The organism is Bradyrhizobium sp. SSBR45G (genome assembly GCF_030159255.1).
In the GTDB taxonomy this organism is placed as follows: domain Bacteria; phylum Pseudomonadota; class Alphaproteobacteria; order Rhizobiales; family Xanthobacteraceae; genus Bradyrhizobium.
The window spans coordinates 232,960-252,404 of sequence record NZ_BSCT01000002.1 but is presented as its reverse complement, the minus strand read 5'-3'; the positions used below and the strand labels follow the sequence as shown (position 1 = coordinate 252,404).

Sequence of the window (19,445 nt, the reverse complement as noted above, 5' to 3'; positions counted from 1 at the left end):
AAAAGCATCCTTCAGACGGTGAGGATTTCCTTTTCCTTCGCCGCCAGCAGCTGGTCGATCTCCGAGATCACGCTGTCCGTCGCCTTCTGGATGTCGCCGGCAAACCGCTCCTGATCGTCCTCGGAAATCTCGTGATTCTTCTCGAGCTTCTTGACCGTGTCGAGCCCGTCGCGGCGCACGTGGCGGACCGCGACGCGCGCAGCTTCCGCATATTTGTGCGCGACCTTGACCAGCTCCTTGCGGCGCTCCTGGTTGAGCTCGGGAATGCGCAGCCGGATCACCTGGCCCTCGGTCGCCGGCGACAGGCCGAGATTGGAATCGACGATCGCCTTCTCGACCGCCTTGACCATGGTGCGGTCCCAGACCTGCACCGACAGCAACCGCGGCTCGGGCACCGAGACGGTGGCGAGCTGGTTGAGCGGCATGTGCGAGCCATACGCCTCGACCTGGACCGGCTCGACCATCGATGCCGAGGCACGGCCGGTGCGCAGGCCGCCGAGCTCGTGCTTCAGCGCCTGGGTCGCGCCCTGCATGCGGCGCTTCAATTCGTTGAGGTCGAAATTGCCCGTGGACATCACGCTTTCCTTTCTGCAACCCCGGGGCGCTCTGCGGCCGGTTCTGCCGAGCCTTGCTGGAAGGCCGGCGGCCGGACTTGAACGACTCCCGGACGAATTCCTGTTCGCTTACGCTTCTACCGCAGCCGCCGGACCGGTCCAACACCGGCCGCCGACGGTGCTGCGGCTCACCCGGCGACGGCTCACCCCGCGACGATGGTGCCGCGTCCGGCGCCCTGCAGCATCGCACCGATCGCGCCCGGCTCGGCAATCGAGAAAACAATGATAGGCAGCGAGGTTTCCCGGGCAAGCGCGAATGCGGTCGCGTCCATGACCTTGTAACCGCCTTCGATGGCCTGGGAATGGGTCAGCCGGTCGAAACGCTTGGCAGTGGGATCCTTCTTGGGGTCGGCGCTGTAGACACCGTCGACATTGGTGGCCTTGAGCACGGCCTGCGCACCGATCTCGGCGGCGCGCAACACGGCCGTGGTATCGGTGGTGAAATAGGGATTGCCGGTTCCGCCGCCGAGCACGACGATGCGCCCTTCGGCGAGCGACTTGTGCGCCGCAGCGCGCGTGAACAGCTCGCAGACCTCCGGCATCACAAAAGCCGACAGCGCCTGCGCGGGCGTGCCCTTGCGCTGGATCGCAGCCTCCAGGGCCAGACAGTTCATGACGGTCGCGAGCATGCCCATGGTGTCGCCGGTCGGGCGCGACACGCCCTGCGACGAGACTTCGACGCCGCGCACCATGTTGCCGCCGCCGACGACAACGGCGATCTCGATGCCAAGCTTCTGGGCTGCGATCAGGTCGTCGGCAATGCGATCGACGGTCGGCTGGTCGATGCCGAAGGAATGCGGCCCCGCGAGATACTCGCCGGACAGCTTGACCACGACGCGACGATAGACCGGCTCAGCCATGTGCCAATGTGTCCCTATCCCGCGCGTTGAGATCCGGCGCGAAGGCCGCGCCGGATCGTGTCTCTGCTCAGTCGTTACTTCTTGCCGCTGGCGGCTGCGACTTCGGCGGCGAAGTCGGTCTCTTCCTTCTCGATGCCCTCACCGAGCGCATAGCGGACGAAACCAGCCACCTTGATCGGACCGCCGACCTTGCCTTCGGCTTCCTTCAGCGCCTGCGCGACCGACTTGCCGCTGTCGTGAATGAAAGCCTGCTCGAGCAGGGTGACTTCCTTGTAGTAGGTCTTCAGGCCGGACTCGACGATCTTCTCGATCACGTTTTCCGGCTTGCCCTGCTGACGATACTTGTCGGCGAGCACGTCCTTCTCGCGCTTGACGATCTCCGGATCGAGACCGGCGGCATCGATCGCCTGCGGATTGGCGGCCGCGACATGCATCGCGAGCTGGCGGCCAAGGGCTGCGAGCTCGTCGGCCTTGCCGGGCGATTCCAGCGCCACGATCACGCCCAGCTTGCCGGCGCCCTCGATGACGGCGCCATGCACGTAGCTCGACACGACGCCTTCGCTCACTTCGAGCGCGGCCGCGCGGCGCAGCGACTGGTTCTCACCGATCGTCGCGATCGAATCGGCGATCGCCGCCTCAACCGTGATGCTGCCAACCTTGGCGGCCTTGATCTTCTCGACGTCGGCGCCGACGTCGAGCGCGACCTGGGCGATGATCTTGACCAGGCCCTGGAAGTGCTCGTTGCGCGCCACGAAGTCGGTCTCGGAGTTGACCTCGACGACGACCCCCTTCTTGCCCGAAGTCAGCGCGCCGATCAGGCCCTCGGCCGCGACGCGGCCGGCCTTCTTGGCGGCCTTCGACAGGCCCTTCTTGCGCAGCCAATCCTGCGCGGCCTGCATGTCGCCGCCGGTCTCGGTGAGCGCGGCCTTGCAATCCATCATGCCTGCGCCGGTCGACTCGCGCAGTTCCTTCACCATCGCTGCGGTGATAGTAGCCATTGTTGAACGTCCTTTTGCCTGTCCAAAGCGCGACGCAGCGGATGGCTCGTCGCCGCCCGCTGCCAGGAAACACCTATCTCAGTCGCGATGGCCGGCGTGAGACGCCGGCCAGATTGTCGTGTCGTCTTTAGGCGTCGGCGAGCGACTTGGCCTGGGCAACCCAGGCGTCGGCGCGGCTCGGCAGACCGACTTCTTCGCCGATCTGATGCGCCGTGTCGTGAGTGAGCTCGGCGAGCTGCCAGAAGTGGAAGATGCCGAGGTCGTTCAGCTTCTTCTCGATCGCACCGGACACGCCGGTGAGCTTCTTGAGATCGTCGGCCGTGCCGCGCGGACCGGGCAGCCCCTGGAACGTCGAGGCGGCCGTGGCAGTCGGGAGCTCTTCCTCGAGCGGCGCAGCGGATGCGCCGATGTCGATGCCGAGCTCGCCCTGGGCGCGCGAGATGCCGTCGATGGCGGCGCGCGCGATCAGGTCGCAATACAGCGAGATCGCGCGGCCGGCGTCGTCATTGCCCGGGACCACATAGGTGATGCCCTTCGGATCGCAATTGGTGTCGACGATCGCGGCGACTGGAATGTTGAGGCGCTGGGCCTCCTGGATCGCGATGTCTTCCTTGTTGGTGTCGATCACGAAGATCATGTCGGGCAGGCCGCCCATGTCCTTGATGCCGCCCAGCGAACGATCGAGCTTGTCGCGCTCGCGCTGCAGGGTCAGCCGCTCCTTCTTGGTGTAGGAGTTGGCTTCACCCGACGACAGCACCTCGTCGAGATGGCGCAGGCGCTTGATCGAGGCCGAGATCGTCTTCCAGTTGGTCAGCGTGCCGCCGAGCCAGCGCGAATTGACGAAGTACTGCGCGCAGCGCTTGGCCGCGTCGGCGACGTTGTCCTGGGCCTGGCGCTTGGTGCCGACGAACAGGATGCGGCCGCCCTTGGCGACGGTGTCGCTGACAGCCTGCAGCGCCGTGTGCAGCAGCGGCACGGTCTGGGCGAGATCGATGATGTGGATGTTGTTGCGGGCTCCAAAAATGAAGTCCGCCATTTTCGGGTTCCAGCGGTGAGACTGGTGACCAAAGTGCACGCCAGCTTCAAGCAGCTGGCGCATGGTGAATTCGGGCAGCGCCATTGGATCTATTCTCCGGTTGTTCCTCCGGAAACGCGTGAGCAAAAACGGGCCGTCATGGCCCGGCTTGCCACCGGACGCCCTCTAGGAGAGCCAAGTTTCCGTGTGAGATGGCGCGCTATATAGCCGGATTCTGGCGCAACGCAAGGAAAATGGGCCCTATTCCGTCTTGGCAGCTCGGTGATGGCGATCCGGACGCCGGGCTCCTCCAAGCCGATGGCGATCGAGGAGGCGCCGTTTCGCTTGCTGGAGGCCCGGTCAGGTGGCGGGGACTGCGCTCATCCGTCCGCACCAGACAACATCCGGATACCGCTGCCGGAGCAAAGGCCGTGGAACAGTGCTCAGCGCTCCACACCGGCTGGCTTCAGCTCGGCGCGGTCGGCGTCGAGCCTGGCCTTCAGACTGGCGACGTTGTCGATGAACGCCTGCTCGGTCCGCAGTGGGGCCAGCCGCAAGGAAGGCGGCAACAGCACGTGGCTGACATTGGGGCGGCCGGAATTTGCGAATGCCTCCGATCGCTGCAGGCTCTGGACCGCGATTGCGACGACCAGCAGGACACCGACGACGATGCCTTTGACCACCGTATGGCTGCGCCCGACCTCGCGCAGATGCAGGAAGCAGATCACCGCGAGAACGACCCACGACACGGCGTAGCCATAGGAGAAGACGGTGGTCCAGGTCAGCGCAAACGAGGCGATCTGCGCGAGCTCGCTATAGACGAAGAACGCCAGCAGCCCGGCCTGCGCGATCAGGAGATGCCGAAGGAAGTGCGAGCGTCCGGAAAACAGCCGAGCCAAGAGCGCCCAGACCCCGACCCATGCCACCACGATCCCGATCATGGTGAGGGTCGGCACGAGATAATCGGACGCATGCGGCTCGGAGACCTGTGCGAACCAGACCAGCATTGCATTGATGGCCAGCAGAACGGCGCCAAGCCCGATCGCGGCGATGATCGGAAGCGCGCTGCGCTCGGACCCGGCGAGGCGCTCCGGCTCGACCGCATGACCGGCATCGCGCACGCGCAACAGCGTCTGTCCGATCCGGATCGGCTTGGTGCCATCGAGCACGAGCTGCGGCTTCCGGCTCTTGCCGCGGTCGAGATAGAGGCCGTTGGCGCTGCCGAGATCCTCGGCGACGAGGCGTCCGTCGCCGTCACGGAAGATGCGGACGTGGCGCGCGGCGACATAGGGATCGTCGAGGATGACGTGATTGTCGTAGCCGCGGCCGATGCTGATCTCGGCCGCATCGACCCGGAAGCGGCCGGCGACGTCGCGATGCTTGGAGAGAATCTCGATCCAGATCATCGGGCGACCTGCAGCCGTTCGAGGAAGCTCCGGCCGAGCCGCAGCGCGTCGTCATAGGCGATGGCCTGCAGGCTGAGCCGCGAGACCAGCGCCTCGTCGGCGCGGTCCTGCGTCACCGCGACCAGCGCGACGTCGTAGAGCCCGTCAAATTCTCGATAGCCTTGCGCGCACCACATCACCCGCAGCGGCGGATGATCGGCCGCCGCCGTGACGCCGACGAAATCCTCGCGGCAATGCTGCGGCGTGTACCATTTGCGGAACGAGCCGCCCATGGCGAGCCGCGGCTGGGCCAGCTGCGTCAGCACGGTCGCGAACTGGAACTGGTTGAGGTCAATCGATTTCGTATAGGAATGGTTGACCTCGACAGTGCCGGTGTTGAGATCGGAGGCGACGTAGACGCTGGCCTCTGCCTTGCAGCTGGTCGAATTGATGCTGGCGCGCGGCTTTGGCGACGCGCTGGCGTTGGTGCTGGCCCAGCACTCGAACCACGCCGCGCGCGTTTCCGGCGCCTGGTATGACCCGAATACGCGATCGCGGAAGCCTTCGTCGGCAAGCGATTTGTACAGCGCGCCACGCCAGCTGGCGAGCTGCGCGATCACGTCCTTGCGCAGATCGCCCGGCGCGGGCTTCGCATCCTTGCCACGCGCGAGCAGCGTGGACGCGAAACGTGCCGGCACCAGGAAGCTGATCAGCTGGCCACCGCGGCGGGTAGCGACGTTGACGCCGACCACCTGCCCCTGCGCATTGACCGCCGGACCGCCGCTCATGCCGGGATTGAGCGCGCCGGTGAAGTGGATGTGGTCGTTGTAGCTGTGCTCGACGAGGCCGTTATAGGTGCCCTCGATGATGGTGAAGCCGAGATCGAGCGGATTGCCGAGCGAGTAGAGCCGCTCGCCCTTCGGCAGGGTGCCGTCGAGTGCGGCCTTGTCGAAGGCGAAGAACGGCGCGTCCTGTTTGTCGACGCGGACCAGCGCCAGATCATTGGGCAGATCGACCGCGAGCAGCGTCACGCCGCCCTGGGTGCCGTCGGCGCCGGTGTATTCGAGCCGATAGGTCTTCGGTTCGAGTGCCGCGTCGGAGACCACGTGGTAGTTGGTGATCGCAAGCCCGTCGGCGGAGACCAGGAAGCCGGAGCCGGTCGAGGTCTGGCGGCCGGCATCGGCCACCAGGGTGCGGATCTGCAGCAGGCGCGGCGGCGCCGAGGCGTAGACGGCTTCGGCGCCTGGCAGCCCTTGGGCTGCAGCCCATGACGACAGGCCGGCGGCGCCGGCACTACACAAGGCAACCATGATGACGCCTCGCAGCAGCGCACGCATGGGTCCAACAAACGCTGATCTCAATGACGCCCCCGCAACACGTCGTCGGCTGCCGACGTCCTGCGCCCACGATCAATCAGTCCGGCGGTCCGGCCAATATCGAAAACAGGCCCATGTTGCAACCGCTGCGCCGCCGCACGGGCGCGTAGCCGCGTCAACAATGCGGAACGTTCGGCGGACACCTCTTGCCGGCCGCTTGAGCGGGTGCGGGCCGCGGTGGCGGTGGCGGTGCCGGCCTTGCCATCGGCGGCGGCGCTGGACGCGCCATCTGCGGGGGTGGCGCAGGGCGCGCCATCATCGGAGGCGGAGCGGCCGGGCGCATGACTTGCGGCGGCGGAGGCGCCGGCCGGGGTGGCGCCGCGCGAACCATCGGCGCGACCGGCGGTCGCGGTGGCGCCGGCGGCGGGCTCAGCCGTGCCGTCGCCGGCGGGGGCGGCGCGTGACGCTGGATCGGCGGCGGAGCCGCCTGCTGGATGCGCGGACGCGCGTCGGGGCCGTGCGGAACCGCTGCCGGCATCACGGGGCGGGATGGCGTGGAAGACCGCGGCGCCGGTGGCGCCATTGGCGCGCCCGGCGGCGTGCGGTTCGCACGCTGGTCCGGCCGCGGCGGAGGTGGCAGCGCTGCGGAGGGAGATGCCGGCGCGCGTGGGTTGGGAGCCTGCGCCGCGGGCGGCAGCTGTGGGCCGCCGCGGCCAGGCGCCGGAAGCGCATTGCCGCCGGCGGGCCCCTGCCCCGGTCCACCCACGGCCGGCAAAGGTCGGCCCGGAGGCGCGTTGGCGGGGATCGGCTGCGGCCCGCCGGGGTGGCCGGTGGCATTGGCGGGCGGTCCCGGCGGCGGGACCTTGCCTTGTTGGATCAGTGTGGCACGCTGCACCACGGCGGGCGGCAAGGCCGGCGCCGCCGCCACGCCGGGCGACATCGCCGCGGCGGGACCGGCCGCAGCCGGCGGCGCCGGACGGTTGATCACGGTGTTGATGACGGCCGTGTTGTGGATGTTCTGATAGATGATGTTGCTCGGCGGCGGCGCGACGAAGGCCGGCGGCCGGACATAGACCGGAATCGGCACGAACACCGGCCGCGGCAGGATGAACAGGCCCACCGGCGCGTAGGGCGCCGGCAGATCGACGAAATCCGGCGGGGGCGGCGGCAGGATGTAGACCGGAGGCGGGGGCGGCGGCAGGAAGCCGAACTCGGGATCGGAGAACAGCAGCACCGGCCGCTCGACATAGATGACCTCGTCGAGCGGCGGCGGCGGCACGTCGTAATCGATCATCGCGAAGGTCGGCGGCGGCGCCGGAGGCGCCGACAGCATCGCCAGCCGCCGCCGAGCGTCCTCGGCATGCGCGCCATAGGGATAGCGCTTCAGATACGACCAGTAGGCTTCCGGGCTGTCGGTGCGAAACGTTCGCCGCCAGGTCAGCGCCTCGCGGCGGGCGGCAACGATGGCCCGCACCCGCCGGGCCAGCGGATCGTCCGGATAGGCGGCGATGAAGTCCTCATAGCCTTGCAAGGTGTCGCGCTCGAGCGCGGCCGCATAGGCCTCCTGCACCGGAAGTTCGCGGATCGGCCGCGCCCGCAGCGCCGCCGTCTGCTCGGGCGAGACCTGCGGCGCCGGCGCATCCGGGGCCCGCTCGAAGAAGCTGAAGGCGGCCTGGACCTTCTGCGCATCCCAGGGCACCTGGGCGCCCTTGGTATCCTCATTGACCCGCAGCCGCAGCCGGTCGAACACCTCCGGCAGCGTCAGCCCGCCGGTGCGGATCATCTCCGCAAGCGCGCGTGCATAGACGCCATAGGAACCGGTCTCGTTCGGCGCGATCGTGCCCGGGGCGGCGTTGAACGCGATCAGCATGTTGGTATCGGGCTCGACCAGAGCGAGGCCGCCCGCAATCGTTGGACCACTGGTGATGAAGGGCTGCTGGCGCGCCGCATCGAGCACGACGATGCCCGCCTTCAGCGGGACCGCGGCGAGCTGCCGGACATAGTCGCTGAGACGCAGGCCCTCGGTCGGGATGTCGACGTCGCCGGCGATATTGGCATCGACCGGGAGAAAATAGTTCTCGCCGGCGAGCTGCATGCCGTAGCCGGCGAGATAGACCATCGCGACCGTATTGCCATCGGACGACTGGGCCTTGTGAATGAAATCGCGAAAACTCTTGCGCAGGGTGTCGGCGTCGAGATCCCGGGCGCCGACCACATCGAAGCCCGCCGCCTGCAAGGTCTGTGCGATCAGGCCGGCGTCGTTGGCCGCCGTGGCCAGCGCGCCCTTGGCATAGGCGCCATTGCCGATCACCAGCGCGATGCGCTTCTCCGGTGCTGGCTGCTGCGCGGCCGCAGGCCGGGACAAGGCCGCCAGCGCGAGCAGGCCAAGCGCGACATAGAAGACGGTCTTCGAGTGAATGTTGGCCAAGCGCATGACGGTTCGAGCCCTTATCGAGGCACCTGCCCCGGATACAGCACGCGGGTGGCTGAACCGCGGTTGAACGAAGGCATGGCGGAACAGCGAACAGGCCGCTTTTTCGTTCCTCCCGATCCACCCAGGCCGCGCCGCGGCCAAGCCATGGCCGCATCGCCGGAAGCGGCCGGCTGCGATTACAGCTGCTGCACGTCGACCACCCCGGTCACCGCCTTGATGGCGCCAGCGATTTGTGGCGAAACCTTGAAGCGGCCGGGCAGCTTCATCTCCACCTCGGTCTCGAGGTCGAGCATCATGACCAGCGAGACCTCGCCTTCGCCCGCCGCGGCACGCGGCGCCAGCGGCGGTGCAGCCGCCTTGGCCAGTGCGCCATGGCCATTGGCCGCCGCAGCTTCCGGCCCCTGCAGCCGCTTGACGATCGAATCGAGCGGCTTGGTGTCGCGCAGGAAGATGCGCAAGCCGCGCTGCGTCTTGGCGGCGGCATCGTCGAGCGGCTCGGCATGCAGCACGCGGGCGCGGACATCCTCGCCCTGCAGCTCGGCGCCGAGCTGCAGCAGCACCGCCGCGCCCGGCTCGAGCACGTCACGATATTGTGCGAGGCCTTCCGAGAACAGCACGGCCTCGAAATGGCCGGTCGGGTCGGACAGGCCCATGATGCCCATCTTGTTGCCGGTCTTGGTGCGGCGCTCCATGCGCGACACCACGGTCGCCGCCACCTTGCCGGCGGTCGCGCCGGTCTTCACCGCGCGCGAGAACTCGGCCCAGCTCTGCACCCGCAGCCGCTTCAGCGCCGCGGCGTAGTCGTCGAGCGGATGTCCGGACAGGAAGAAGCCGATCGCGTCATATTCGCGCCGCAGACGCTCGGCCGGCAGCCAGTTCTCGATATTGGGCAGGATGATCGCAGGCGCGTCAGCCGCGTTGCCGAACATGTCGTTCTGGCCTGAGGTCGCGGCCTCGTGGGCGCGCTGGCAGGCGGCGACAACGGCGTCGGCGCCGGCGAACACCCGCGCGCGGTTCTTGTCGAGACAATCGAAGGCGCCGGCGGCGGCGAGCGTCTCGATGATGCGCTTGTTGATCGCGCGCGGATTGACGCGGGAGGCGAAGTCCGCGAGCGAGGTGAACGGCCCGCCCTTGTTGCGCGCCTCGACGATCATCTCGATCGCCTGCGGACCGACGCCCTTGAGGGCTGCCAGCGCATAGAAGATCGTGTTGCCGCTGACCTCGAAGGTCGGGCCCGAGCGGTTGATCGACGGCGGCTCGACCTTGATCCCCAGGCGCTGCGCCTCGGCACGGAATTCCGACAGCTTGTCGGTGTTGTTCAGATCGAGCGTCATCGACGCGGCGATGAACTCGACCGGATAATGCGCCTTCATGTAGGCGGTGTGGTAGGACACGAGCGCGTAGGCCGCCGCGTGCGACTTGTTGAAGCCGTAGTCGGCGAACTTCGCGAGCAGGTCGAAGATCGTGTCGGCCTGGTCCTTGGGCACGCCGTTCTTGACGGCGCCCTCGACGAAGCGGACGCGCTGCTTGTCCATCTCGGCGCGGATCTTCTTGCCCATGGCGCGGCGCAAGAGGTCGGCTTCGCCGAGCGAATAGCCGGACATCTGCTGCGCGACCTGCATCACCTGCTCCTGGTAGATGATGACGCCGAAGGTCTCCTTCAGGATCGGCTCCAGGATCGGATGCAGATATTCCGGCTCCTCCTCGCCGTGCTTGCGGGCGCAGTAGGTCGGGATGTTGGCCATCGGACCGGGTCGATACAGCGCCACCAGCGCGATAATGTCCTCGAACCGGTCGGGGCGCATGTCGATCAGCGCCCGCCGCATGCCCTGACTTTCCACCTGGAACACGCCGACCACGTCGCCGCGCGCCAGCATCTGGTAGCTCGGCGCATCGTCGATCGGCAGGGTCGCGAGATCGACATGGATGTCGCGCTGCTTCAACAGCTTCACCGCGACGTCGAGCACGGTCAGCGTCTTCAGGCCGAGGAAGTCGAACTTCACGAGGCCTGCCGGTTCGACCCATTTCATGTTGAACTGGGTGACCGGCATGTCCGATTTCGGATCGCGATACATCGGCACCAGCTCGCTCAGCGGCCGGTCGCCGATGACGATGCCGGCGGCGTGGGTCGAGGCGTGCCGCGTCAGGCCTTCGAGGCGCATCGCGATGTCGAAGGCGCGCGCCACGACGGGATCCTCGTCGCGGAACGCCTGCAGCTTCGGCTCGCCCTCGATGGCGGCGGCGAGCGTGACGGGCGCGGCCGGATTCTGCGGCACCAGCTTGGTCAGCTTGTCGACCTGGCCATAGGGCATCTGCAGCACGCGGCCGACGTCGCGCAGCACGCCGCGCGCCTGCAGGGTGCCGAAAGTGATGATCTGCGCCACCTGGTCGCGGCCATAGCGCTGCTGGACGTAGGAGATCACCTCGCCGCGGCGGTCCTGGCAGAAGTCGATGTCGAAGTCCGGCATCGACACGCGCTCGGGATTGAGGAAGCGCTCGAACAGCAGCGCGAAGCGCATCGGATCGAGGTCGGTGATGGTCAGGACCCAGGCGACCAGCGAGCCGGCGCCCGAGCCGCGGCCCGGCCCGACCGGAATGCCGTGCGCCTTGGCCCATTTGATGAAGTCCGACACGATCAGGAAGTAGCCCGCGTACTTCATGCGCATGATGACGTCGAGCTCGAAGGCGAGGCGCTTCTGATAGTCCTCTTCCGTCATGCCAGGCGCCATGCCGTGCACCTTCAGGCGCCGTTCCAGGCCCTCCTCGGCCTGCCGCTTCAGCTCGGCCGCCTCGGCGCTCGCGGCGTCCACGGCATCGCTGCCGGTGGCGCCGACGGTGAAGAACGGCAGGATCGGCTTGCGCGTCCGCGGCCGGTACGAGCAGCGCTCGGCGATCTCCACCGTCGAGGCGAGCGCTTCGGGAATGTCGGCGAACAGCACCGCCATCTCCGCCCGCGTCTTGAAGCGGTGATCCGGGGTCAGCTGCACGCGGTCGGTGTCGGCGATCAGATGGCCGCCGGCGATGCACAGCAGCGCGTCATGCGCCTCGTAGTCGTCGGCGGTCGCGAAATACGGCTCGTTGGTCGCAACCAGCGGCAGGCCCTTGCCATAGGCGATGTCGATCAGCCCGCCTTCGACGCGGCGCTCGCGCTCGACACCGTGGCGCTGCAGCTCGATGTAGAGGCGGTCACCGAACAGGCTCGCCAGCCGCTCGCAGCGTTGCGCCGCAAGCGCGGCCATGTCGTGCTGGATCGCGAGCGAGATCGGTCCGTCCGGCCCGCCCGTCAGCGCGATCACGCCGTCGACGCCGTCCTTCAGCCAGTCGAACTTGATGTGCGGCGCCTGGTGCGTCGGCGTTTCCAGGAACGCCCGCGAATTCAGCCGCATCAGATGGCGGTAGCCTTCCTCGCGCGCCGCGAGCAGCACGATTCGCGCCGGCTGCGCGACCGCCGCCGCATTGCGCGCATTCGGATCCATGTCGCCGAAATCGATCGCGAGCTCGCAGCCGACGATCGGCTGGATGCCGTAGCCCGCCATCTTGTCGGAGAATTCGAGCCCGCCGAACATGTTGTCGGTGTCGGTCAGCGCCAGCGCCGGCTGGCGGTCCGCCTTGGCGAGTTCGCCGAGCTTGCCGATCTTGATCGAGCCCTTCAGCAGCGAATAGGCAGAATGGACGTGGAGATGGACGAATCCGGCGTTGGACATGCTCGCCTTGCAACTTTTCCTGGGACTTCCGACGGCAGAGTGCAGGTCCGGCCAGGGGGAGGCTGGTGTCGTCACCCGAAATGACCGCCGACTCGCTTCCCCATGATATCGGATCGGCCGGCCCGGAGTCCGGCGCGCCGGTTTCGCTGTCCAGCTTTTCCCCAGGCCACGCCGCGAGGAGAAAAATCAAAGCTGCGGAATGATTTGCGCCCATAGCGCGATCATCCCGACGAACAGCGTGATCGACGCCAGTGCGGCGGCTTCTTCGACGAAAACCTTCAGCATGGGGGACCTCCCTGAGCTAGAACATATGAAGAACAATGTTCCGTTTTCGTTCTCAGGTCAAGTCCGTTGCAACGCCCCGAGTTCGTGGTTGGTTAATCAGCCGCAAATGCCCAGCAAAAAGCCCCGGCGTCAGACGCCGGGGCTCTCCGCAATGACCAAGCTATGGCTGATCAGTACTTGGCGATGACCGGGCCGCCGAACTTGTAGTTCACGCGCGCCGTGAACAGATCGACGTCCTGCTTGATGCTGTCCGAGCCGAGCGCGCCGAAGCTGACGGTCTGGCGATCCATGAACAGATGGTCGTACTCGACGCCGACCGACCAGTTCGGTGCGAAGCCGTATTCGATGCCGGCACCGACCACGCCACCCCAGCGGGTGTCATTGTTGGAGGCGAGGAACGCGCCGGTCGCCGCGTTGGTGATGGTGTACTTGTTGCTGGTCACGGCCGCACCGCCCTTGGCATAGAGCAGCACGTTGTTGATGGCATAGCCGACCTGGCCGGTGAACAGGCCGAACGCGTCGGTCTTGGTGCGGTTGCGGGTCGCGAACACCGCGCTCAGATTGTCGCCGGTGAAGTCGGCCCAGTTGCCCTGCGCCTCGACGCCGAACACGACCTGCCCCATCTGCCAGCGATAGCCGAACTGGCCGCCGACGGTGCCGCCCGACGAATCGTGCGAGCCCTCGCGACCGCCGCCGACCACATCCCACGTATTGTGGCTCCAGCCGCCGCCACCGTTCGCACCGACGTAGAAGCCGCTCCAGTCATAGATCGCAGCCATCATCGGCGGCGCCTTCGTGTAGGGACGCGCGGCGAGATCCGCGGCCAGCGTCGGCGAGGCCAGCACCACGAGCGCCGTCGTCATCAACAGAAGTTTCTTCATCTGAAAGTCCAGTCTCGTCTCATTTGGCCCCCAGGCCAGTCGCACCTCTTAACCAACCACGCCGCAATTGCTGTAGCGTCATGGTCACAGAGCGCTTCTGAACGGACGTTGGACATGTCTGGAAATTAATCTGCAATCACAGTGTGTTGATGGAACATTCCGATTTGCAAGCCGAGGGGGGAGCGACTACACACGAACCGACATTCGCGCGCCGCTGCGCGTTGCGCGAAGCCGTCATCACTGGATGAACAGGAGATCGTTGATGCGTGACGTGTTCTTTGCGGCCTTGGCGGCAGCCGGCCTCGTGGTCGCAGCCCATGCTCCGGCTCAGGCCGTCGGCATCAGGCACGCGTTCTGCCTGCAGGGCGATCAGCACCCGGGCTTGAGCAACTGCACCTTCGACACTTACGCGCAATGCCAGGCGACGGCATCGGGACGCCTGCTGAACTGCGTCGCCAATCCGTATTTTGCGGGCGTCAGCAACGATCCGCGCGCGACGCCCTATCCCTACCCGCAAAGGCAGCGCATCAAGCCGCGCCCGCCGGCGCCCAATCCGTTCGCGCCCTTGCCGAACCCGTTCGTCTTCGAAGAGGATTGAGCGAACCGCGACGGCCGAGCGCCGCTCGTTCAAGCTCCCCGCCGCGGCCGCTTCAAATCATGCGGCGGCATCCGGTTGCACAGCGTTCGTCGAGGCCAAGGCCTCGACGAACATGATCTTGATCATCCTCAGTGCATCATGCCGAAGCCGGGACCGAACTTGTAGTTCAGCTTGACGAGCCCGATGTCGATGTCCTGCTTGATGCGGTGAGTCATCGCGGGCTGGCCCGCGGCGGCAACGAAATTCAGGTTCTTGTTGCCCAGGAAGATGTGGTCGTATTCGACGCCGACCGACCAGTTCGGTGCAAAGCCGTATTCGATACCTGCGCCGACCGTGGCGCCCCAGCGCGTCGTGTTGGCGCGGTCGAGAACCACGTTGGTTCCGGTGGTGAACGTGTCGTAGCGATCGCCGACGACCGCTGCACCGCCCTTGACGTAACCCAGGATGTTGTCGAAGGCGTAGCCGACCTGGCCCGTGAACAGACCAAAGCCGTTGGTCTGGGAACGGTCGCTGACATTCGGCAGGATCAGGTTGCGATTGGTGCCCTTGAAGTTGGCCCAGTCGCCCTGTGCCTCGACGCCGAACACCCAGTTCGCCATCTGGTAGCGGTAGCCGACCTGGCCACCGACCGCCGCACCGCCGCCGCCGGAGCAGCCCTCGCGATTCGCGGCCGGGTTCACCGCAACGCCGGCGTTGGAGACGAGATTCCAGCAGTCCCGGCTGGAGCCGCCGCCGGCGTTGAAACCGACATAGAAGCCGCCCCAGTCGTACACCGTCGACATCACGGCGGGCGGAGCCTTGGTGTAGTTACCCTTCTTCATTGGAAGATCAGCCGCGAAAGCAGACGTCGCCACGGCCATTGCGCCGAGCCCCACCGTTGCGCCGAAAAGCGTTTTCATCATCGAACTCCGTAGCTTCTGTCCCAAGGTCCCCAAACCCTCTACTTCGTCGCAAAACAAGCAGCGAGACGTAGCGCTCGTGCCCCTCGCGCTCGTTCCGCCGACATCATGTGTTGGGCAGACTAGACGGGTTCTTTCCGGCTTTTATGGGATTTGCGCAAACACCTGTTTTCAAAGGGTTTGGCCGCTGCATGAACACGCAACTAACAACATATGTGGAGGAGTCGTGGCCGCCGTCCATGAGCCGCCACAATGCACGCGATGTCAAAGTCGCAAACGACGCAACGCGCGGCCACGGAGCGAACCCTGATATGTCTCAGTCGTGAATTCTTGCGGGCAGTACAATGCATTCTGCGAATGCTTAGCATCATCATGCGCAAACCCGACGAATGTATGGTCCCGATCGAATCGGCTGCGATTTGCAGACGCCGTTCACCGCACGTTCGTCCGCAAGCGACCGTGACGCTCACGTGTAGTAGATCGCGAGCTTGAGCGCAGGATCGTCGTTGGCCTGAAACGTCGCGTAGCGAAGCCTGACGCGGCCCTTCTTCGGATGCTCGAGCAGCTTCTCGCCCGCCGCGAGCGCGTTGACGTCGTGGGCCGCCCACAACTCATCGAATTCGCGACTGCCGCGCCGCAGCCGTGCGACCAGATCCACGAAGGCGGGATCGCCGGCCCACAGATCGTAGGTCGCGCGAAACTGCGCGACCATGCGCCGTGCCAGCTCCTTCCATTGCGCCCCGAACAGCCGCCGCGTGCCCGGCTTGCACAGCATGAGGAGCAACGTGTTGCGCTCGTCGTCGGCGAGCCGTGAAAACCCGAAAATCTCGTCCGCAGCGTCGTTCCAGGCCAGCACGTCCCATCGTCGCCCGGAGATGTAGGCCGGCTGGTTCAGGCTTTGCACGAGCTGGCGCAGTCCGGCCGGCACCTCTTCGCGCACGAACGGCTTGCGCGCGGGATCCTGCGCGAGCGCCTTGAGATGAGCGTGCTCCGCGGTGCTCAGGCGCAAGGCGCGCGCCAGCGCATCGATGGTCGAGGATGATGGCTTGACCGCGCGCCCCTGCTCGAGGCGGATGTACCAGTCGACACCGATGCCGGCGAGCTCGGCCACCTCCTCCCGGCGCAGCCCTGTGGCGCGACGGCGCCGACCGGCCGTGATCCCGATGGCTTGCGGCGTCAGCTTCTCGCGCCGCGAGCGCAGAAAGCTTCCGAGCTCGGCATGTCTCGGATCACCCATGCGGACTCACTCCTGCGTCGTTTTCGATGGCAGCCGGTTCCGAGGCTGGGCCTCTTCAATCCTAGGATAATACCAGGTCTTCCTGCAGGGAGCATAGACCGGCAGGTTCAGTGGCCGCCATCCACGAATGGAGAACGATCATGAAGGCCGCCGTACTCAAACGTTTTGGATCGCCGCTCGAGATCGAGCATGTCGAGGACCCCATGCTCGGCACCGGCGAGGTCATCGTCGACGTCGTCGCGGCGGGCGTCCTGTCCTATGCGAATGAGGTGTTCAGCGGGGAACGGAAGTACCTGCTGGAGCTGCCGGTGATCCCAGGCACCGGCGGGATCGGGCGGGTCAGCGCCATCGGTCCCGACGCGACCCATCTGGCGATCGGCGACTGGGTGTTCTGCGATCCGACGGTGCGCTCGCGTGACAATGTCATCGCCCCCGACATCACCCTGCAGGGCCTGAGCGCGCGCGGACCGGGCGGGCTGAAGCTGCAACAGCATTTCCGGCACGGCTCGTTTGCAGAGCGGATCCGCCTGCCGACGGAGAACGCCAAGCCGATCGGCAGCATCGACGTTGGTGACGCTGCGCGGTGGTGCGCGCTAGGCGCCCTGCTCGTGCCGTATGGCGGCTTTCTCGCCGCCGCTCTGCAGCCGGGCGAGACCGTGCTGGTCAGCGGCGCCACCGGCCGGTTCGGCAGCGCCGCGGTCGCTGTTGCGCTCGCGATGGGCGCCGCCGCGGTCGTGGCGCCCGGCCGCAACGAGGCCACGCTGGCCGAGCTGCAGCGCCGGTTCGGCCCCCGCGTCCATCCGGTCAGCCTCTCGGGCCACGCGAGCGACGACACCGAGCGCATGAAGCGCGCAGTGCCTGGTTCGATCGACTGCGTGCTCGACATCATGCCACCGTCAGTGACGACCGATGTCGTCAGGTCCGCCGTCATGGCCGTCCGTCCCTATGGCCGCGTGGTTCTGATGGGCGGCGTCGGGATGCTGGGTGGTCCCGGCCTCGATCTGCCCTATCCCTGGATCATGCGGGAGTGCATCACGATCCATGGCGCCTGGATGTATCCGCCGGACGCAACGGTCAGGATGGTGGGGCTGGTCAGGTCCGGACTGCTCGATCTCACACAGTTCGAGCCGACCTGTTTCGACCTCGATCACGCCAACGAGGCCGTGGCGCATGCCGCCGCGCATCGCAAGCCATTCCAGATGACGGTGATCAGGCCCTGACCGGGCTCAATCCAGCTCGACGACCTTGCCACCGACGATGGAGACGCGCCGGTCCATGCGGCCGGCAAGCTCCATGTTGTGGGTCGCAATCAGCATGGCGACGCGGGTCGCCTTCACGAGCTGCATCAGCGCGTGAAAGACGTGATCGGCCGTGCCGGGATCGAGATTGCCGGTCGGCTCGTCCGCGAGCAGCGCGCGCGGGGCGTTGGCGACCGCACGCGCGATCGCGACACGCTGCTGCTCGCCGCCGGACAGTTCGGATGGGCGATGCTTGATGCGATCGCCGAGACCGAGATAGGCCAGGATCTCGCTGGCCCGCTTCACCGTCTCCGAACGCTTCAGGCCGCGGATCATCTGCGGCAGCATCACGTTCTCCAGCGCCGTGAATTCCGGCAGCAGCCGGTGCGACTGGTAGACGAAGCCGATGTCGGTACGGCGCATCTGGGTGCGCTCGATGTCGGTGAGTTGCGAGGTCGGCGTGCCCGAGACATAGACCTCGCCCTCGTCGGGGCTCTCCAGGAGACCCGCGATGTGCAGCAATGTCGACTTGCCCGAGCCCGACGGCGCCACCAGCGCCACCGACTGCCCGGCCCACAGCGCGAGCTTGGCGCCATCCAGAATGGTCAGCTGCTTCTCACCCTGCGTGTACCGGCGCTTGATCTCGTGGAGATAAACGACCGGTACATCCTCCGCCCCCTGCTCGTCCATCAGCGCCTCACTCGTAGCGCAGTGCTTCGACCGGGTCTAACCGGGCGGCGCGCCACGAAGGATAGAGCGTCGCGAGAAAGGACAGGGTCAGGGCCATGATGACGACCGCGCTGGTCTCACCGGCGTCGATCTCGGCCGGCAGTTTCGACAGGAAGTAGAGGGTCGGATCGAACAGATCAGTGTTGGTCAGCCATGACAGAAACAACCGGATGGTCTCGATGTTCATGCAGATCAGCAGCCCGACGACGAACCCCGTGAGTGTTCCGACCACGCCGATCGAGGCGCCGGTGATCAGGAAGATGCGCATGATCGCGCCCTGCGAGGCGCCCATCGTCCTGAGCACGGCGATGTCCTGGCCCTTGTCCTTCACCAGCATGATCAGCCCCGACACGATGTTCAGCGCCGCCACCAGAACGATCAGGGTCAGGATCAGGAACATCACGTTGCGCTCGACCTGGAGCGCATTGAAGAAGGTGGAATTGCGCTGGCGCCAGTCGACCAGGAAGACCGGACGCCCCGCCGCTTCGGTCACCGTCTTGCGGAACTGCTCCACCTTGTCGGGATTGCTGGTGAAGATCTCGATCGCGGTGACGTCGTTGTTGCGGTTGAAATAGGCCTGCGCCTCCGACAGCGGCATGAACACGAAGCTCGAATCATACTCCGACATGCCGATCTCGAACACCGCCGCAACCTTGTAGGGCTTGATGCGCGGCGTGGTGCCCATCGGCGTGACGGCGCCCTTCGGCGCGACCAGGGTGATGCTGTCGCCGGCATGCAGCGAGAGCAGGTCGGCCAGGCGACGGCCGATCGCGACCCCCTGCCCCTCGTCGAAACCTTCCAGCGTGCCCTGCTTGATGTTCTTGGCGATCGACGTCAGGTTCGTCAGGTCCTGCGAGCGGATGCCGCGGATGAACACGCCCGAAGCGTTGAACGGCGACGAGCCGAGGCCCTGCCCGTCGACCACGGGGGCCGCAAGGCGGATGCCCTGCACCTGCGCGATGCGCTCGGAGACGTCCTTCCAGTCGGTCAGGGGCGATTCCAGCGGCTGGACCAGCAGGTGGCCGTTGAGACCAAGGATCTTGTCGAGCAGCTCCTTGCGGAAGCCGTTCATGACGGCCATCACGATGATCAGGGTCGCGACGCCGAGCATGATGCCGAGGAAGGAGAACCCCGCGATGACGGAGATGAAGCCTTCGCGCCGCCGGGCACGGAGATAGCGTCCCGACAGCATCCACTCGAAGGGCGCGAAGGGCGCGGTCTGAACCGGTTCGGTCATGGCGTTATCCATTGC

15 protein-coding genes are annotated in these 19,445 nt (G+C 66.5%); 2 read left to right on the top strand and 13 right to left on the bottom strand.

The features are described 5' to 3' along the window. Positions 1–11 precede the first annotated feature (11 nt). The 9 genes from frr to QQL87_RS04055 all read right to left on the bottom strand — a co-directional run bounded on the left by frr (position 12) and on the right by QQL87_RS04055 (position 13,492). A complete protein-coding gene (frr, locus tag QQL87_RS04095) occupies positions 12–575 on the bottom strand; it encodes a ribosome recycling factor (RefSeq protein ID WP_284418769.1) in 564 nt (187 codons plus the stop codon). A gap of 182 nt (positions 576–757) precedes the next feature. Then, positions 758–1,474: a UMP kinase gene (gene pyrH, locus QQL87_RS04090; protein WP_284418768.1), complete on the bottom strand. Its 717-nt coding sequence runs from the start codon at positions 1,472–1,474 to the stop codon at positions 758–760. Positions 1,475–1,548: 74 nt separating this feature from the next. Then, positions 1,549–2,472 carry a translation elongation factor Ts gene (tsf, locus tag QQL87_RS04085; RefSeq protein WP_284418767.1) on the bottom strand — a complete coding sequence of 308 codons (924 nt, stop codon included), beginning with the start codon at positions 2,470–2,472 and terminating at the stop codon, positions 1,549–1,551. A gap of 127 nt (positions 2,473–2,599) precedes the next feature. Next, positions 2,600–3,592 (bottom strand): 30S ribosomal protein S2, encoded by a 993-nt coding sequence (locus QQL87_RS04080; RefSeq protein ID WP_284418766.1) that lies wholly within the window; start codon positions 3,590–3,592, stop codon positions 2,600–2,602. Between the two features lie 338 nt (positions 3,593–3,930). Next, positions 3,931–4,893 (bottom strand): FHA domain-containing protein, encoded by a 963-nt coding sequence (locus tag QQL87_RS04075; RefSeq protein WP_284418765.1) that lies wholly within the window; start codon positions 4,891–4,893, stop codon positions 3,931–3,933. Beyond that, the gene (locus tag QQL87_RS04070; protein WP_284418764.1) at positions 4,890–6,182 is read right to left on the bottom strand and encodes a S1C family serine protease; all 1,293 of its coding nucleotides are present in this window, start codon (positions 6,180–6,182) and stop codon (positions 4,890–4,892) included. The genes QQL87_RS04075 and QQL87_RS04070 overlap by 4 nt, the downstream gene beginning before the upstream one ends. A gap of 181 nt (positions 6,183–6,363) precedes the next feature. After that, positions 6,364–8,622: a caspase family protein gene (locus QQL87_RS04065; protein ID WP_284418763.1), complete on the bottom strand. Its 2,259-nt coding sequence runs from the start codon at positions 8,620–8,622 to the stop codon at positions 6,364–6,366. A 176-nt stretch (positions 8,623–8,798) separates the two neighbouring features. Beyond that, on the bottom strand, positions 8,799–12,326 hold the full coding sequence (dnaE, locus tag QQL87_RS04060) for a DNA polymerase III subunit alpha (protein ID WP_284418762.1): 3,528 nt from the start codon (positions 12,324–12,326) through the stop codon (positions 8,799–8,801). A 455-nt stretch (positions 12,327–12,781) separates the two neighbouring features. Further along, complete coding sequence (locus tag QQL87_RS04055) at positions 12,782–13,492, bottom strand: outer membrane protein (protein ID WP_284418761.1); 711 nt, start codon at positions 13,490–13,492, stop codon at positions 12,782–12,784. A gap of 262 nt (positions 13,493–13,754) precedes the next feature. On the opposite strand from QQL87_RS04055, the gene QQL87_RS04050 reads away from it, so the two are divergent. Continuing rightward, on the top strand, positions 13,755–14,090 hold the full coding sequence (locus QQL87_RS04050; protein WP_284418760.1) for a DUF3551 domain-containing protein: 336 nt from the start codon (positions 13,755–13,757) through the stop codon (positions 14,088–14,090). A 128-nt stretch (positions 14,091–14,218) separates the two neighbouring features. Here the strand turns inward: QQL87_RS04050 and QQL87_RS04045 are convergent, their stop codons facing one another. Continuing rightward, positions 14,219–14,992, bottom strand: a complete 774-nt coding sequence (locus QQL87_RS04045) for an outer membrane protein (RefSeq protein ID WP_284418759.1) — start codon at positions 14,990–14,992, stop codon at positions 14,219–14,221. Between the two features lie 463 nt (positions 14,993–15,455). Further along, positions 15,456–16,226 (bottom strand): helix-turn-helix transcriptional regulator, encoded by a 771-nt coding sequence (locus QQL87_RS04040; RefSeq protein WP_284418758.1) that lies wholly within the window; start codon positions 16,224–16,226, stop codon positions 15,456–15,458. 140 nt (positions 16,227–16,366) lie between these two features. Between QQL87_RS04040 and QQL87_RS04035 the strand changes: the two genes are divergently transcribed. Next, positions 16,367–17,446 carry an alcohol dehydrogenase catalytic domain-containing protein gene (locus QQL87_RS04035; RefSeq protein WP_284418756.1) on the top strand — a complete coding sequence of 360 codons (1,080 nt, stop codon included), beginning with the start codon at positions 16,367–16,369 and terminating at the stop codon, positions 17,444–17,446. Positions 17,447–17,452: 6 nt separating this feature from the next. Here the strand turns inward: QQL87_RS04035 and QQL87_RS04030 are convergent, their stop codons facing one another. Together QQL87_RS04030 and QQL87_RS04025 are read right to left on the bottom strand one after the other, a co-directional pair. Beyond that, positions 17,453–18,154, bottom strand: a complete 702-nt coding sequence (locus QQL87_RS04030) for an ABC transporter ATP-binding protein (protein WP_284418755.1) — start codon at positions 18,152–18,154, stop codon at positions 17,453–17,455. Between the two features lie 7 nt (positions 18,155–18,161). Next, positions 18,162–19,442, bottom strand: a complete 1,281-nt coding sequence (locus QQL87_RS04025) for a lipoprotein-releasing ABC transporter permease subunit (protein ID WP_284418753.1) — start codon at positions 19,440–19,442, stop codon at positions 18,162–18,164. Positions 19,443–19,445: the final 3 nt, after the last annotated feature.